The organism is Acinetobacter sp. ANC 4218 (assembly GCF_002135245.1).
Taxonomy (GTDB): domain Bacteria; phylum Pseudomonadota; class Gammaproteobacteria; order Pseudomonadales; family Moraxellaceae; genus Acinetobacter.
Genome location: NZ_NEGD01000008.1, coordinates 70,400 through 87,619 on the forward strand (window position 1 = coordinate 70,400; position 17,220 = coordinate 87,619).

The 17,220-nt window shown below is 44.2% G+C and carries 13 protein-coding genes and 1 riboswitch; of the genes, 2 read left to right on the forward strand and 11 right to left on the reverse strand.

Annotation, left to right across the window (positions count from 1 at the left end):
- Window positions 1-12: 12 nt before the first annotated feature.
- Window positions 13-1,108 (reverse strand): peptide chain release factor 2 gene (gene prfB / locus B9T38_RS09265; protein WP_143222687.1). Its coding sequence is split into 2 segments (ribosomal slippage): window positions 13-1,035 and window positions 1,037-1,108, totalling 1,095 coding nucleotides; the frame shifts between segments, so codons are not numbered across the junction.
- Between the two features lie 419 nt (window positions 1,109-1,527).
- Between prfB and B9T38_RS09270 the strand changes: the two genes are divergently transcribed.
- On the forward strand, window positions 1,528-2,316 hold the full coding sequence (locus B9T38_RS09270; RefSeq protein WP_086196524.1) for a putative porin: 789 nt from the start codon (window positions 1,528-1,530) through the stop codon (window positions 2,314-2,316).
- A gap of 172 nt (window positions 2,317-2,488) precedes the next feature.
- Window positions 2,489-3,322 carry a putative porin gene (locus B9T38_RS09275; RefSeq protein ID WP_086196525.1) on the forward strand — a complete coding sequence of 278 codons (834 nt, stop codon included), beginning with the start codon at window positions 2,489-2,491 and terminating at the stop codon, window positions 3,320-3,322.
- 43 nt (window positions 3,323-3,365) lie between these two features.
- Here the strand turns inward: B9T38_RS09275 and recJ are convergent, their stop codons facing one another.
- The 10 genes from recJ to B9T38_RS09325 all read right to left on the reverse strand — a co-directional run bounded on the left by recJ (window position 3,366) and on the right by B9T38_RS09325 (window position 17,128).
- Window positions 3,366-5,069, reverse strand: coding sequence for a single-stranded-DNA-specific exonuclease RecJ (recJ, locus tag B9T38_RS09280; RefSeq protein ID WP_086196526.1), 1,704 nt, complete (start codon window positions 5,067-5,069; stop codon window positions 3,366-3,368).
- Window positions 5,069-5,725, reverse strand: coding sequence for a pyridoxamine 5'-phosphate oxidase (pdxH, locus tag B9T38_RS09285; RefSeq protein WP_086196527.1), 657 nt, complete (start codon window positions 5,723-5,725; stop codon window positions 5,069-5,071). Before pdxH ends, recJ begins: the two co-directional genes overlap by 1 nt.
- A 9-nt stretch (window positions 5,726-5,734) precedes the next feature.
- Window positions 5,735-7,066 carry a phosphoglucosamine mutase gene (gene glmM, locus B9T38_RS09290; protein WP_086196528.1) on the reverse strand — a complete coding sequence of 444 codons (1,332 nt, stop codon included), beginning with the start codon at window positions 7,064-7,066 and terminating at the stop codon, window positions 5,735-5,737.
- Between the two features lie 132 nt (window positions 7,067-7,198).
- The gene (guaB, locus tag B9T38_RS09295) at window positions 7,199-8,665 is read right to left on the reverse strand and encodes an IMP dehydrogenase (RefSeq protein ID WP_086196529.1); all 1,467 of its coding nucleotides are present in this window, start codon (window positions 8,663-8,665) and stop codon (window positions 7,199-7,201) included.
- 333 nt (window positions 8,666-8,998) lie between these two features.
- Window positions 8,999-9,364 carry a YkgJ family cysteine cluster protein gene (locus B9T38_RS09300; protein WP_086196530.1) on the reverse strand — a complete coding sequence of 122 codons (366 nt, stop codon included), beginning with the start codon at window positions 9,362-9,364 and terminating at the stop codon, window positions 8,999-9,001.
- 95 nt (window positions 9,365-9,459) lie between these two features.
- Window positions 9,460-10,257 (reverse strand): oxygen-binding di-iron domain-containing protein, encoded by a 798-nt coding sequence (locus B9T38_RS09305; RefSeq protein WP_086196618.1) that lies wholly within the window; start codon window positions 10,255-10,257, stop codon window positions 9,460-9,462.
- 181 nt (window positions 10,258-10,438) lie between these two features.
- Complete coding sequence (locus tag B9T38_RS09310) at window positions 10,439-11,017, reverse strand: TMEM165/GDT1 family protein (protein WP_086196531.1); 579 nt, start codon at window positions 11,015-11,017, stop codon at window positions 10,439-10,441.
- Window positions 11,018-11,089: 72 nt separating this feature from the next.
- Window positions 11,090-11,235, reverse strand: a riboswitch (yybP-ykoY riboswitch).
- Between the two features lie 226 nt (window positions 11,236-11,461).
- A complete protein-coding gene (locus B9T38_RS09315) occupies window positions 11,462-13,462 on the reverse strand; it encodes a 2-oxo acid dehydrogenase subunit E2 (RefSeq protein WP_086196532.1) in 2,001 nt (666 codons plus the stop codon).
- Between the two features lie 2 nt (window positions 13,463-13,464).
- On the reverse strand, window positions 13,465-16,179 hold the full coding sequence (gene aceE / locus B9T38_RS09320) for a pyruvate dehydrogenase (acetyl-transferring), homodimeric type (protein ID WP_086196533.1): 2,715 nt from the start codon (window positions 16,177-16,179) through the stop codon (window positions 13,465-13,467).
- Between the two features lie 259 nt (window positions 16,180-16,438).
- Entirely contained in the window at window positions 16,439-17,128 is a 690-nt protein-coding gene (locus tag B9T38_RS09325) for a M23 family metallopeptidase (protein ID WP_086196534.1), read from the reverse strand.
- Window positions 17,129-17,220: the final 92 nt, after the last annotated feature.

Below are 17,220 nucleotides of genomic sequence, written 5' to 3' on the forward strand. Positions count from 1 at the left end.
CACGAAATAAACTTATAGACCCTGTTTCAGGCTGGCTTCAATAAATTTATCCAGATCACCATCCAGTACTGCACCAGTATTCGAGGTTTCTACACTGGTACGCAAGTCTTTAATACGCGAGTCATCCAGTACATATGAACGAATCTGGCTGCCCCAGCCGATATCAGATTTGGTATCTTCCAGCGCCTGCGCCGCTTCATTACGTTTGCTCATCTCTAATTCATAGAGTTTGGCACGTAACTGTTTCCAGGCATGGTCACGGTTGGCATGTTGTGAACGCTGGTTCTGACAGGCCACTACAATACCGGTTGGTGCATGGGTTAAACGTACCGCAGAGTCAGTTTTGTTAATGTGCTGACCACCGGCACCGGATGCACGATAAGTATCGGTACGTACATCTGCCGGGTTAATATCAATTTCAATGTTGTCATCCACTTCTGGCGATACAAACACGGCAGAGAATGAAGTATGACGACGGTTACCTGAGTCAAATGGCGATTTACGCACTAAACGGTGTACACCGGATTCAGTACGCAACCAGCCATAGGCATACTCGCCTTCTACACGAATGGTCGCCGATTTAATTCCGGCAACATCACCGTCAGATTCTTCCATCACTTCAGCTTTAAAGCCATGACGTTCAATCCAGCGCAAGTACATACGAAGCAGCATTGAAGCCCAGTCCTGTGCTTCCGTACCGCCAGAACCAGCCTGAATCTCCACGTAACATGGATTCGGATCCATCGGATTACTGAACATACGGCGGAATTCAAGTTTTGCCAGTTCCGCTTCTGCAACATCAAGTTCAGCCTGAACATCCTCAAGCATGGCTTCTTCATCGGCTTCAACCGCAAGATCCAGCATGGCTTGGGCATCTTCAAGCTGAGTAGCTAAACCATCCAGTACATTCAGTACATTCTCAAGCTCGCCTTTTTCTTTGGCCATAGCTTGGGCTCGGCTTTGGTCATTCCAGATCGCCGGATCTTCCAGTTCACGCAGAACCTCTTCTAAACGCTCTTTTTTCAGATCGTAGTCAAAGATACCCCCGTAATGTCAGACCACGGTCGTTTAAGTCTTTTAATTGGTTTAGATAAGGATTAATTTCCACGTGAATTACTCTCAATCAGAATATTAGGCTTAAATAGCCATCAATTATAACACAGAGCATCGATGCAGTTTTAGAGGGCTTTAATTCAATAACAATTGAGCAAATACTGCATAAAAACAGCTTATAAAAAACACTTAATCAGGAGAGCATTTTTAAGATTCAAATCATTTTTATGTTACAAAATACTCGGTTTTTTATGTAAAAAACGTCTAAATTCATAAAACCTCCACAATTTTAATAAAACAAAACATTTTAATATTTTTATATTTTTCAAATAGTTGTTAAAAATAAATTACACAATATTACCTTAGAAACATTTCTGTAACCTTGGGTGGATTGACCTAGTTTTGTTTTGCTCTAGACTAAAAGTTGTAACAAAAAATGTATTATTTTTAACCGAAATTTGAGGGGTAGTATCCATGAAAAAATTAGCCATTGCTTCAGCACTTCTTTCTGCTCTAGCAGTCACAGGTACAGCCAATGCCTACCAGGCCGAAGTCGGTGCAGCAGCAGCTTATATTGATCCAGACAACGGCAGTTCAGGTAGTGCCTTCGGTGTAGATGGTACTTATTACTTTAACCCCGTTCAAACTCGTAATGCGCCACTTGCAGAGGCGGCATTCCTTGACCGTGCCAGCAACGTCAATGCACACGCCACATTTGCCGATCGTGGCGATGTAGATGACAACACTTATGGTGTGGGTGCTGAAGTTTATGTTCCAAACTCAGATTTCTATCTGGGTGGTGATGTAAGCCGTAACAACACTGAATATCGTGATGTATTGGGTCAAAAATATGACTTTGATACCACTTATTATTCTGCTGAAGTCGGTTATCTTCCAGCACCAGGCCTATTAATTGCCGCTGGTGTAAAAGGATATGACAACGACAATGATGATGGTGTAGACCCTACACTTCGTGCCAAATACGTGACCCAGCTGAGTAATGGTAAAGATATCAACCTTGAAGCAGGCGCATCATTTGGTGATCTAGACGAGTTCAATCTTGCTGCCGATTACTTCATTGATAAATCATTAAGTGTTGGTGCTGACTATTACAACAACGACTTAACTGATCAAAATGAATTTGGCATTAATGCGCGTAAATTCTTTAACCAACAAGTCAGCCTTGAAGGTCGAGTTGGTTTCGGTGAAGTGGGTAATAACGACTACAACTCATTTGGTGTAGCTGCTAAATACCGCTTCTAAGCACATATAATCCCTTTTCATCAAGTGGCCCATCTTCGGATGGGCCATTTTTTTGCTCTGTAATAAAGCATTTAGATCGTTTTTGCACATTGACGGGGCAAATATAAACTGTACACTTTGTTACAACTGTTCATGAAACAGTCATATTTTTATAACAAAGAGAGAAATCTAAATGCTTAAAAAACTTGCTCTTGCTACAGCACTTTTGGCTAGCCTAGGAACTGCACATGCTTATCAAGCTGAAATTAATGGGAGCTATGAAAATACCGATATCGATGACAGCGGAGATCTCGATACATTTGCGATCAGTGGCAAATATTATCTAAATGGTGTAAATGCTAAAAATGGTCCACTTGCAGAAGCAGCTTTTTTAAGCAAAGCAAGCAATATTGGTCTTGGCTATGCCAATGCCCGTACTGATGATGATTTTGCAGACTTAGAAATTGATACTGTAGGTATTAATGGTGAATTCTTTATCCCTAACTCTCAATTTTATGTTGCTGGTAGCATCAATCGTGCTGAAGTGACTGTTGAAAGTGAATTTGGTAAAGCATCTGATGACAATACAGGTTATGCAATTGAAGCAGGTTACCTACCAGTTAACGGCTTACTGTTAGCTGCAGGTATTTCTAAAGAAAACATTGATCCGGTATATGTTTCAAAAAATGGTTTCATAGACACTTTTACCAATATAGCCTCTGTAGCAGATGAGACTGCTGTGACTTTGCGCGCAAAATACGTCACTCAAATTGGCAATCATTTTACCAATTTTGAGGGAGCAACATATTTTGGAGATGAAACTGCATATCGTCTAGGTGCAGACCTTTACCTCGATCCTACACTTAGTGTTGGTATTTCCTTCGCTGACTCAACGATTGAAGATTCAGATACCATTTTCAGTATTCGTGGTCAGAAATTCTTTACTCCAGCCATTGCTGCAGGTATGAATTACACGACAACTGATGGTGCGGACTCTTTTGGAATCAACGGTACTTTCCGCTTCTAAGCTTTAAGATTAAAAACAAAAACCGCTCAATTGAGCGGTTTTTTTATTGTTCCAGATGAATCACGCGCAGCTGTAAACTGACATTTCCATTAAATTCATTTTTATCAATTTCATAGACCAGTCGTACACTGCCCTGCATGGCATCAAATTCAAACTTGTTACGTGCATTAAAGGCGATGGCTTCCACAATTTGACCATCTTGCAAAGCCAGACGCAGCTTTAAATGCATTTCTTTCAGCCAGCGATAATCCAGAACCTTAAATATCCCTTCAAAAATCGGTGATGGGAACTTTTGCCCCCAAGGGGTTAAATTTTGCAGAAAATCGACTGTTTGAATGTGAAAATTTTCTGTCGGTAATTCACCATCAGTCCATAAAGTGGCCTGAAACAGTGACTCATCCATCGTTGAGATTAAAGCCTCAAAGACCTGCTTAAATTCATCAAAATGCTGTTTCTGAATGGTCAAACCGGCAGCGGCGGCATGTCCGCCAAAATGACTGACCAAATGGGGATGCTGCTCGGCAATCATTTCAATCGCATCGCGTATATGTACGCCATCTATAGAACGGGCAGAGCCTTTAATATGTATACCATCTTCATCGGAGGCAAAAACAATACTGGGGCGATGAAACTGTTCTTTTAAGCGACCGGCCACAATCCCAATCACGCCCTGATGCCAATGCGGTTCAAACAGAATGAGCGCAGCTGGTAAATGCTCTTGATCGAGCTCCAGCTGGGTAAGCTCAGACAAAGCCTCTTGCTTCATCTGGCTCTCGACCTGACGGCGCTCAGTATTCAATTGATTTAATTGTTGTGCCAAGGGATAAGCGGTTTGCAGATCGGCAGCCAGCAGACATTCAATCCCTATGTCCATGGTTTCCATGCGTCCAGCTGCATTAATCCGCGGTCCCAGAACAAAACCCAAATCTTGAGCTTTTACGGAGGCTGGATCACGTCCGGCAATATCCAGTAATGCACTAATCCCTGCACGGCACTGATTTTGCCGTATGCGCTTTACTCCAGCATCGACCAAAATCCGGTTGTTATAGTCCAGGCTGGCCACATCGGCATAGGTGCCTAAAGCCACCAGATCGAGATATTGGGTAACTTTAGCAGTGGACTTGCCTAATTGACTGCGATAACTGGACAAATTGGCAAGCAGATAAAATGCGACCCCCACCCCGGCTAGGGCCTTGCTTGGAAATTCACAGCCCAACTGGTTCGGATTGACCACAGCTTCCGCTTTAGGCGTTTCTTTAGTGGTGAGGTGATGATCAGTAATAATCACCTGCATGCCATGTGCTTGTGCCTGTTCCACCCCGGCATGGCTGGAAATACCATTATCTACAGTAATCAGCAGATCTGGCTTGAAAGTGGTAAACGCTAAATCGGCAATGGCTGGTGTTAAACCGTAACCATATTTAAAACGATCCGGTACCAGATACGCGACATTCGCTCCCATATCCCGCAGCGCTAAAATCATCAATGCCGTGCTGGTGGCACCATCGGCATCATAATCTCCCACAATCACGATTTTCTTTTGCTGATCAATGGCTAAGTCAATCAGCTGAATGGCAGCATCCAAACCTTTCATGGTTGGAGCTAAAAGATGCTTCAATTTCAGTTCAAGTTCTTGTTCTGACTGCACACCGCGGCGCGCTAAAATTTGCGCAATAAACGGCGACACGCCCTGAAAGTTTTCAGGGCGTGTAATAAATGGTCTTTGCTGAATCAGTGTTTTTGGCATTAAGGCATGAGTCGTTGTAAGTTCCACTTACCGTCGATTCTTTCATAACACAAGCGGTCATGTAAACGGTTAGGACGACCTTGCCAAAATTCATAATAATCCGGTTGCAGGCGATAGCCGCCCCAGAATTCAGGTTTTACCAATTCTGCTTTTTCTGCCACCTGATCTTGCAAAATCTGAAAACGAGTCTGCAGTTCCTCACGACTGGCAATCACACCACTTTGTGGGGTACTGATATGCGCTGCAATCTGGCTGTCTCGCGGGCGTTTATGATAATAATCCGTTGATTCCTCTAAAGAGATTTTTTCAACGCGGCCACCGACACGAATTTGGCGTTCTTGCTCAGGCCAATAGAACAGCAATTCGGCATAGGGATTTTCTGCCAAATCCAGGCCTTTTTGACTGTCGTAATTGGTATAAAAATCATAACCTGCTTCAGTCGCACCACGTAATAATAGGGTACGTACATGCGGACGACCTTGTGCACTCGCAGTTGCTAGCGACATCGCATAGGGTTCATGCAGTTTTGCTTCTAAGGCATGGTTAAACCAGTTCAAGAATTGCTCATGCGGGTTTTCAACCACCTGAGTTTCATGCAATTCCCCTTTTTGGTAACTCAAGCGCAGTTCGCTTAAGTCTTTAATCAGATCACTCATATTGTTCCCTTATACTGCGTTAGAACGTACACTGTCTGCAAGCTGATTGGCCAAAGCCGTGACTTCTTGCAGATCATCCCCTTCAACCATCACCCGAATGACCGGTTCCGTTCCTGACTTACGAATCAGTAAACGACCACGGCCTTTTAATTGTGCTGCAGCCCAATCAAATTCAGCCACCAATGCAGGCACAGCATACGGGTCAAACATTTGTTGCAAACGTACATTTACCAAGACATTTGGCAATAAATGGAAACCTTCAACCAGTTCATGTAAGGCTTTCTTCTGTTCGACCATGACAGTCAATACCTGTAAGGCAGCTATAATCGCATCGCCTGTGGTACTTTTATCCAGCGTCAGAATATGTCCTGATGGTTCACCACCAATGGCCCAGCCATTTTCATCCAGGGCTTGTAGCACATAACGGTCACCTACGCTGGCACGGACAAATGGAACCTGAGCTTTTTCCAAAGCCAATTCAAGTGCCATATTGCTCATGACCGTACCGACAATGCCTGCCGGCTTTTTCGAGCCCTGTGTTGCCAGAATATATAAAATATGATCGCCAGTGATTTGCTCACCATGTTTATCCACCATAATCACACGGTCTGCATCGCCATCAAAGGCAATACCCAAATCTGCCTGATGTTCAAGCACGGCTTTTTGCAGGTTTTCCGGATGGGTCGAACCACAGTCCTGATTGATGTTTAAGCCATCCGGTTCATTATAAAGTGCTACGACTTTGGCACCCAATTCCTTAAACACCGATGGCCCCACGTTATAGGCAGCACCATTGGCACAGTCCACCACAATTTTCAGGTTACTGAGGTCAAAATGGTAAGGGAAAGTCGATTTACAGAATTCAATGTAACGGCCATTGGCATCTTTTACACGCACACTTTTACCCAGGTTTGCGGTATCTTCAATTTTAAGTTCGTTTTCGAGCTCTTTATTGATCGCATCCTGTAATTCATCCGGCAGTTTCTTGCCTTCGCTAGAGAAGAATTTGATTCCATTATCAAAATAAGGATTGTGTGAAGCTGAAATCACAATCCCTAAGCTGGCATGTAAAGCACGGGTTAAATGGGCAATCGCAGGGGTAGGTAAAGGACCAAGCAAATGCACATATACACCCGCCGCATTGAGACCGGCCTGTAATGCAGATTCTAAAATATAGCCTGATAAACGCGTATCCTTACCCAACACAACAATCGGTTTTTTCTTATTACTGAACTGTTTTAAAACTTTACCTGCAGCAAAACCCAACTTCAGGGCAAATTCAGGTGTAATCGGAAGTTCCCCAAACTTTCCACGAATTCCATCTGTACCAAAATAGCTCATTCTCTTTCTCTACTCACTTCTTATACATTTATAGGGAAATTAACCATCCCATTTTCATGCAAATACTTTACACCAAAATCAAAAAAGCCGTCATATAAATGACGGCTTTTTCATAAGGTTGATTACTAAAAATCAACCAACACGGTAGTTCGGTGCTTCTTTGGTAATGGTCACATCATGCACGTGTGATTCAGACATACCTGCTGCAGTAATTTTCACAAACTTGGCATTTTGACGAAGATCATTCACGGTTGCAGAACCGGTATAACCCATAGAAGAGCGCAGGCCACCCATCATTTGATGAACGATGTTACCCATAGGGCCTTTGTAGGGTACGCGACCTTCAATACCTTCTGGTACAAGTTTTTCCTGACCGGCTTTAGCGTCCTGGAAATAACGGTCAGCAGAACCTGTTGCACCCGCCATTGCACCCAATGAACCCATACCACGGTAAGCTTTGTAATAACGGCCCTGGAAGAATTCTACTTCACCCGGTGCTTCTTCAGTACCGGCCATCAATGAACCGACCATGATGGTGCTTGCACCGGCACCAATTGCCTTCGCCATATCGCCAGAGAAGCGGATACCACCGTCAGCAATTAAAGGAATCTGGTCTTTCAAGGCATTGGCAACGCTGTCGATTGCAGAGATTTGCGGCATACCAATACCGGCAACAATACGTGTGGTACAGATCGAACCAGGACCAATACCTACTTTCACCGCATCTGCACCGGCATCAAGAAGCGCAAGTGCAGCATCACCAGTGGCAATGTTACCGCCAATCACCTGAACTTGCGGATAGTTGGCTTTGACCCAGCGAACACGTTCAATCACGCCTGCAGAGTGACCATGGGCTGTATCGACAACAATGGCATCTACACCTGCTTCAACCAGTGCTTCAACACGGCTTGGTGTTTCTGCGCCAGTACCGACTGCCGCACCGACACGTAGACGACCGAGGTCATCTTTACAGCTGTTTGGATAAAGTTCCGCTTTACGGAAATCAGTGACCGTAATCAAACCTTTCAGTTCGTTGTTATCACCCACCACCAGTACTTTTTCAATGCGATTTTTTTGTAGAAGTGCCTGGATATTTTCTTTTGATTCGTTTTCACGAACAGTTACCAGACGGTCTTGACCAGTCATGATATTGCTGACAGGTTGTTCCAGATTGGTTTCGAAACGTGTGTCACGACCGGTCACAATACCGACAACCTTGCCATCTTTAACCACAGGCACACCGCTGATGTTGTTAGCTTGAGTGATTGCGATCAGTTCACGAACAGTAGTTTCTGGCGTTACGGTGATAGGATCTTTCACCATACCCGCTTCAAATTTTTTCACACGGCGTACTTCTGCAGCTTGCGCAGCAATGTCCATGTTTTTGTGCAAGATACCGATACCGCCATTTTGCGCCATTGCAATTGCCATACGGGATTCAGTCACTGTATCCATAGCTGCTGACACAAGAGGAATATTCAGATTAATGCCACGAGTAAGGCGTGTCTTTAAGGAGACATCTTTTGGGAGAACAGTTGAGTAGGCAGGGAGTAATAAGACATCATCGAAGGTTAAAGCTTCTTGAACGATGGTCAACATAACAGTCTCACTGGTAATTTCCGTGCGCTATTATAAACAAAAAAAACAATTTTATTCATGCTTATTTCAGGCAGCAATGTAAAATAAATTTAGATTACTGAATATTATTGGGTTTTTGAATTTAAATACCGCAATTCGGGCTGAATTTCCTGATCAGTATTTCATTCAGACTGGACAACAAAAAACCTCGCGCTGTATCACCTAGACACCGCAAGCCCCGCTAACCAGTGCAAAAGCCTCTAATCATGGCTTTACCCATCAAAAAAGTGTGTTTTTAAATAAAAAAGCAGAGCCAGGGCCCTACTTTTTTATTCTTGGATGACGAATCACGATCTAGCTGACACGTTCAAAACTGTCATCATTCTCGGCATCCTCTACCTCAATCTGGATAAAGGGAATCATATTGTGGGCCATACGGGCCTTGTTACATTGTTCATCGGCAATTTGCACTTCTTTACACGAGGAACTGCGCAGCTGGTACATGCCACAGCTGACCTGTTCACCTATGCTGCCTTCTAGCGCGATACAGCGTGGATTTTTTTGATTGGTTCCTGCCATGCATGAATAGACTGCTGTGACAGGTTCAGTATAGTGTTCAGGCATGGGAATTCCCTCTGCCCAATAAAATGAAACCCGAAAATAGGCGCAACATGCGCCACAGCTTAAACATGCATCCTGTGCAGGAACTTGAGACAACATTTCTTATAAATTCTCGTCATCAAAAAAGTTTTTTGGGCTAGAAAATATAAAAAATGTTGTTTTTTGACTCAAGAAAAATTTTGTATTTTCTTGAACTATTCAGGACAGGTAAATACGCTTTCGTCCATCAGGTCTGTGCCGCATTCCAAAGTTTCAATCCAGTCCAAAAATTGATGGATCTGCTCTTTGCCAATAAATGGCGTGCCATGCTGTGGCACAATCATTTCCACATCCATGCTACGAACCATTTGTACCCACAGACGGATCACTTTATTGCAACACATATAGCGTTGATGAAAGCCTTTCATCTTCGGAATATGCGCAGCAAAATTTTCCAGCGGTTTAGAGACATCATCTACCATGGATGCGCCCATATCACCAGAAAACAGAATTTTGGCAATCGGATCATAAAACTGGAAATTACCGACCGAATGCAGAAAATGTGCCGGAACGGCAACAATGCTCGATTCACCCAACGGAATCACCTGACCATGGTCAGGCAGCTCAACCAGACGATCCAGCCAGTTCCCTTTCATCCGGTCGCTCATGAAAGCCGAGCTCAAATGTGGCAAGAAACGTGCCCATAATTTTGATGCTACTATTTTGGCTTCGGTGTAGACCAGCCAGCGTGGCATAGAAGTAATAATGTCGGGGTCCTGATGGGAGGCCATGACATAATCAAGATTGGTTAGACGGGTATATTTGTTCAGCTCCATGGTCAATGGAACATAGGTCAAGTCGCCCCCTGGATCAAGCACTGCAGCACGTTCATGATCCAAGATTAGAAACTGGTTTGCCTGTACACCTTCACCTTTCACTAAACTGGTAAAACTAATACATTTATGCGTACCATTATCAAATAGTACCTGTGATGTGGTGCGATCAAACGCCATACCCATTCCCCAAAATATCGTTTTTAAACTAAATTTTTAATTCCTCTCAACATATAGGGATTCATGGAAATTTACAACAAAATAACATCTGAATACTGGTAGATTTATCAGTAAATTGTGTGGTATTTCACAATAAAAAATCCCGACAAAAATGCCAGGATTTTTTTAATGCTATTCAAATTTAAAAGAAATAATGTTGTACCAGTGCCGCCACACCAATCACTAAAAACACAACTGCACCAATTTTATGAATCAGTGAAATCGGTAGTTTTTCTGCCAGTTTGTTACCAATAAAGACCGCAGGAGCATTGACCAGCATAATGCCCAGTGTAGTTCCCAATGTTACCCAGCCAACACTGTCAAAGCGCGCGGCAAGGGCCACGGTAGCAATCTGGGTTTTATCACCAATTTCTGCCAGAAAGAATAAAACAAACGTGGCACTAAAAACGCCATATTTTTGCCATTTATTAATGCTTTCAGTTTCATCATCCAGTTCATCTGGAATCAGCATCCAGGCCGCCATCCCAATAAATCCAAGAGAAACAATCCATAACAATACGGTCGGGCTCAGAACAGTCGTAATCCATTGACCCAGTACAGCGGAAACACCATGGTTGACCACGGTCGCCAGAAAAATTGCAATCAGAATTGGTACAGGTTTACGGAAACGCGCGGCCAGCAGTAAAGCCAGCAATTGAGTTTTGTCACCCATTTCGGACAAGGCAACAACAGCTAAAGAAATCAGGAAGGCTGAAAGCATGATGTATTCTCTGGCTAGCATAATAAAACCTGTGACTCACCCCTCCTGCTAGCCAAATTGAGCAGAGTGGTAAATCAAAGGTCTTGCCAACAAAAAGAAAATCGTGATCAAAAGATCATTTGGTTCTTTGCTATGATGACCATGTTCTGTGGAACAATTATGTTGACCATCACCTTTTTACATTGCGTAAAAAGCGGCTACTCCCCAATGAAGTGCATGCATTTTAAGCTGAAAGATAAAAATTTTCAAATGACTTTAAAAATATCATTTCAGGACAATGCTAAACATTGCTACTCATGACAAAAATTGCATTAAAGATCATTTTAAGCGGCTGTGTTAACCATCTTATCCCTATCATAAGAATGAGTCTGCGTATGTCTCAATACCAAAGATTTCATAAAAAAACCCTGCCGAAGCAGGGTTTTTTGTAGCCTAAACTGAAAATTAGAGCAACAGACTACGGATATCCGCCAACAATTTGGTCAGCTTATGGGTAAAGCGTGCTGCATCTGCACCATTAATCACACGGTGGTCATAAGACAATGACAATGGAAGCATCAGCTTAGGATCAAAACCTGTACCATTCCAGACTGGTTGCATGGTGGCTGGTGAAATACCTAAAATCGCCACCTGAGGCCAGTTCACCAATGGTGTGAATGCGGTACCGCCAATTGAACCCAGGCTGGTAATGGTAAAGTTTGCCCCTTGCAAGTCTTTCGGTGACAATTTCTTGTCACGTGCTTTCTTGCTCAATTCACCCAGTTCAACTGCAATTTGCTTGATTGATTTTTGGTCAGGGTTGCGAAGTACCGGCACAGTCAAACCATCCGGTGTTGCCACGGCAATCCCCATATGGATTTCATTACGCAGCAATACTGATTTTTGATCGTCTGCCAAATGGCCTGCAAAATACGGCTCTTCCTTCAACAGATGAGCGACTGCTTTGGCAATAAAAGCCAGAATCGTCAGGCTAATACCGTCTTGTTTAAACTTGGCTTTGAGTTCACCGCGCCATGCTTCAAGCTCGGTAATATCGGCCAGGTCAAACTGGGTCACCTGTGGAATGTAGTTATTCAATGACAATTGCGGCACAGATACCTGTTGCAGACGGGTCATGGCTTTCACTTCACCACCACCAAATGCCGAGAAGTTTGGCAATGCAGGTAAACCAGGAACTTGTGCTACGGCCTGTGCTACAGGAGCAGCTTGAGGTGCAGTTAAGCGTGTTTTTACATAAGCAAAAACATCTTCTTTCATCAAGCGTGCATGTGGACCAGATGCTTTCACATCAGCCAAGACCACGCCCAACTCACGTGCCAGCTTACGCACCGCAGGACCGGCATAGACTTTGGCATTGGCAGCATTCTGCTCTTTGCTCAGCTTATCAGCCGATTGAACGGGTGCTTGTTCTACAGATGTAGCCGCTTGTGGCACTGCTGCCGGAGCAGGTGCTGCTTTGGCTGCAGGAGTAGCTTCAACTTTAGCTGGCTGAGCTACAACTGCCTGTCCTTCCACTTCGATGGTTACCAGAGCCATGCCTTGTGAGACATTTTGCCCCATTTGTACGTGAATGGCTTTAATCACCCCTGCCGATGAGCTTGGTACTTCAACGGTCGCTTTATCAGATTCAACCACAATAATGCTTTGATCCGCCTCAACCGTGTCACCGACTTGAACTAAAATTTCCGCCACTACAGCTTTATCTACACCCAGATCAGGCACAGCAATTTCAACGTCTCCGCTTGGTGCAGAGGCTACAAGTGCCTGAACTGATGTTTCTGCTTTTGGCGCATTCACAGAAGCTGTACTTGGTGCTGATTCAGCAGCTGAAGATGCAGTTTTCACTTTGAGTAGAACCACACCTTCTTTGACTGTGTCACCTGCCTGAACTTCAACGCTCTCAACCGTACCTGAAACGGTACTTGGCACTTCTACAGTGGCTTTATCAGATTCCACCACTACAATGCTTTGATCGACAGCGATTTCATCACCTACCTGAACCAAAATTTCACCGACCAGGGCTTTTTCTACCCCAATGTCAGGGACTTGCACTTCAACAATTGAAGAGCTGCCAGTCGGAGCCTTCGGTGCAGAAGCTGCTGGTTGATGGGATGCCAGTTCCTGCATAATTTCCTGATTAGGCAGCGAGGTCGGAGTATTTTCCGAAGTCTTCTGTGAAGCATCTACTTCCTGGACTTCAGTCGCACTGGTTGAACCGTCTTCAGCTTCCAGTTCAATCAGGACCGAACCTTCTGAAACCACATCGCCTGCTACAACCGTAATACTTTTCACGATCCCCGCTGAAGTACTTGGCACTTCAACAGAGGCTTTATCCGATTCAAGCAAAACCAGACTGTCATCTACCGCAACGCTATCGCCCACTTTCACTAAAATTTCAGCAACGGTGGCTTTATCTACCCCAATATCAGGTGTTTTGATTTGCATGCTTAGTTCTCCTCACCTGATTGTTCTTTATAGTCCGCAACCGCCTGAATTTCAGGGTGTGCTTGAGGTGCCCAAGCGACTGGACGATCAGTATCAAGTTCGAAGCTGGAGATGGCATCTTTCACCAAACGCGCATCAACTTCACCTTCATCAGCCAGTTTCTTCAAGGTTGCCACGACAATGTGCGCAGCATCAACACCGAAGTAACTACGCAAATTGCCACGGGTATCGGAACGGCCGTAACCATCGGTGCCCAAGGCTACGAATGGACGGTTGTCTGGAAGATAGGCACGGATCTGTTCACTGTATGCACGCATATGATCGGTTGCAGAAACCACAATACCGTCAGTATCACGCAATTGTTGTGACACCCAAGACTCCTTCGCTTCTTCAGTCAATGGATGCAGGCGGTTGTATTCTTCACAAGCCATGCCATCACGTGCCAGTTCATTGAAGCTGGTCACACTCCACACGTTCGAGTGAATCTGGTATTCATCACGTAAGATTTTCGCTGCTTTAATCACTTCACGAAGAATCACACCGGAACCCATCAGCTGAACAGTGGCTTTATCATCCTGTTCAAGCAGATACATACCACGCTTGATGCCTTCTTCCACACCTTGCGGCATTTCAGGATGCTCATAGTTTTCGTTCATGACGGTCAGGTAATAGAACACACGTTCCTGATTGACATACATGCGTTGCAAACCATCGTGTACGATCACCGCAAGTTCATAACCGAAACATGGGTCATAAGAGACACAGTTCGGAATAGTATTCGCCAGAATATGTGAATGACCATCCTGATGCTGCAAACCTTCACCGTTCAATGTAGTACGGCCCGCAGTTGCACCCAGCAAGAAACCTTGTGCCTGTGCATCACCGGCTGCCCAGGCAATATCGCCAATACGCTGGAAACCGAACATCGAGTAGTACATGTACATTGGAATCATCGGCAAGTTATTGGTTGAATAACTGGTTGCCAAGGCTGCCCATGCACTCATCGCACCGGCCTCGTTAATTCCTTCCTGCAACATGTGACCATCTTTGGCTTCACGATAGTTCATCAGCTGTTCTTGATCTTCGGGAGTATATTTCTGACCATGTGCAGCATAAATACCGAGCTGACGGAACATGCCTTCTAAACCAAAGGTACGCGCTTCATCCGGTACGATCGGAACCACGCGGTCTTTAATTGCTTTTTCTTTCAGTAGTGCCGAGATTAAACGGACCATCACCATCGTGGTTGATTGTTGTTTGCCATTTGAACCTTTTAATACCGCATCAAAGACAGACAAATCAGGGATTGGCAATGATTCACTTTCTTTACGACGAGCGGGTAAATACCCTCCCAAAGCTTCACGACGCGCCTTCATATATTTAATTTCAGGCGAGTTTTCACTTGGACGGTAGAATGGAACTTCTTCAAGCTGTTCATCGGTAAATGGCAAGTTGAAACGGTTGCGTACATACTTGAGTGATTCAAGCTGCATTTTCTTGATTTGGTGGGTTTTATTGACCGCTTCAATTTCTTCAGACAAACCATAGCCTTTGACGGTCTTCGCCAAGATAACTGTTGGCTGACCTGTTGATTTCATTGCTTCAGCATACGCAGCATAGACTTTATATGGATCGTGACCACCACGATTTAAGTTATCGATATCTTCGTCACTTAAATCTTTGACCAATGCTTCTGCTTCTGGGTATTTACCAAAGAAGTGAGCACGGGTATATGCACCACCTTTCACCTGATAACGCTGATAATCACCATCCACCGCTTCTTCCATCACGGCTTTTAAAGCACCAGATTCGTCTTTGGCAAGTAATGGATCCCAATGACGACCCCACACGACTTTAATTACGCGCCAGCCGGCACCACGGAATAAAGATTCAAGTTCCTGAATGATTTTACCGTTACCGCGAACAGGACCGTCCAGACGTTGTAAGTTACAGTTCACCACCCATACCAGGTTGTCCAGCTTTTCACGGCCAGCAAGTGAAATCGCACCAGTACTTTCTGGCTCATCCATCTCACCATCGCCGAGGTAAGCCCAGACTTTACGGTCTTCTTCTTTAATCAGGCTACGGTTCATCAAGTATTTTTGAATATGCGCCTGATAGATCGACATGATCGGACCCAGACCCATCGATACGGTTGGGAACTGCCAATAATCCGGCATCAAGTACGGATGCGGATAACTCGGTAAACCATTACCACCCACTTCACGGCGGAAATTGTTGAGCTGATCTTCAGTCAAACGGCCTTCAAGGAATGAACGCGCATAAATACCAGGTGCACAATGTCCTTGGTAATAGATCATGTCACCACCAAAGCTGTCGCTATTGGCGCGGAAGAAGTGGTTAAAACCAACATCGTACAAGGTTGCAGAAGATGCAAAACTGGCCAGGTGACCACCCAGGTCATCACCGGTTTTATTGGCACGTAACACCATTGCCAAGGCATTCCAGCGAATCAGGGCACGGATACGGCGTTCCATATCCTGGTCACCTGGCATGGCCGGGGTTTCTTCAACTGAAATGGTATTAAGATAAGGAGTATTTAGACGCTGAATAGGAACATGCTTGGCAATCGCGCGCTGATAGAGTTTTTCTAACAAAAATGCAGCACGCTCTGTACCCATATGCTGTAAAACCGAGTCAAATGCATCTTGCCATTCTTGGGTTTCTTGCGCGTCGGTATCACCATAAAACGCCATATTTCACCTATTCCTTAAGCTTATTTACAGTTTCTATATGTATCACACTTTAGAGGGCATCAGTTATCGCCACAACTGAATACGGAATACCACTATTATTTAGATAATAAATACTCATTGACCATTCTTTACGCAATAAAACAAAAAACCGCCAATAAAGGCGGTTTTTTATACAATAACTATTCTCTTGAATGATACTATTATATTTGAAAGCTCTAAATACCCTAGAGTTACTCTTTAACGAATATGTACATCTGTCTTATGGCAACATTGCTAAATAAGTAGATGGATTTTTGCGTTGTCCATCTTTCACTACTTCATAATGCAAATGTGGACCGGTACAACGACCTGTACAACCCACATTGGCAATGTGCTCTCCAGCTTCTACGCGATCACCAACACGGGCAATCAAACGCGACGCATGCGCATAACGGGTTAAATAGCCATTACCGTGATTAATTTCCACGTATTGGCCATAACCTGTACCCCAACCCGATTTGGTCACTACACCCGGGCCAGTTGCATAAATAGGCGTACCGCTTGGTGCGGACAAATCCAGACCAGAATGATTTTCAGCGCGGCCACCCATGGTACGGCCACCAAAGTCTGAGCTCACACGTTTCATGGCTGGAAGGGGATGAGATACTAACCATGAGTAAGCATTGCCAGAATAAGTTTGTGAATTCTTTGAACCATATTTTTTAGCCAATGATTCATTGTTTAATTCAATTGTTTTTTCACGCAATTGAACATTCATTCTGGTTTCAGCAGGAAGATCGATATCATTTGACTCTGCATAAGACCCTTGAGCCAAAGTACGAGTCAATTGTTCAATGCGATCTTCCGATACATTATTAGAGTTAGGATTTAATTCAACTAAATCTGCAAAAGCCACAGATGCGGCAGAAGCTGCCAATGAAAACGCTAATAAAATACGTCGCGTATGCATAAAAAACCTCTTTTAACTGTTCTTAGTCAATGTCCTTGCGTGATCTCTTCCTTGATATCCACTAAAAGAAGTGCGTAAGATTAAGACACGAG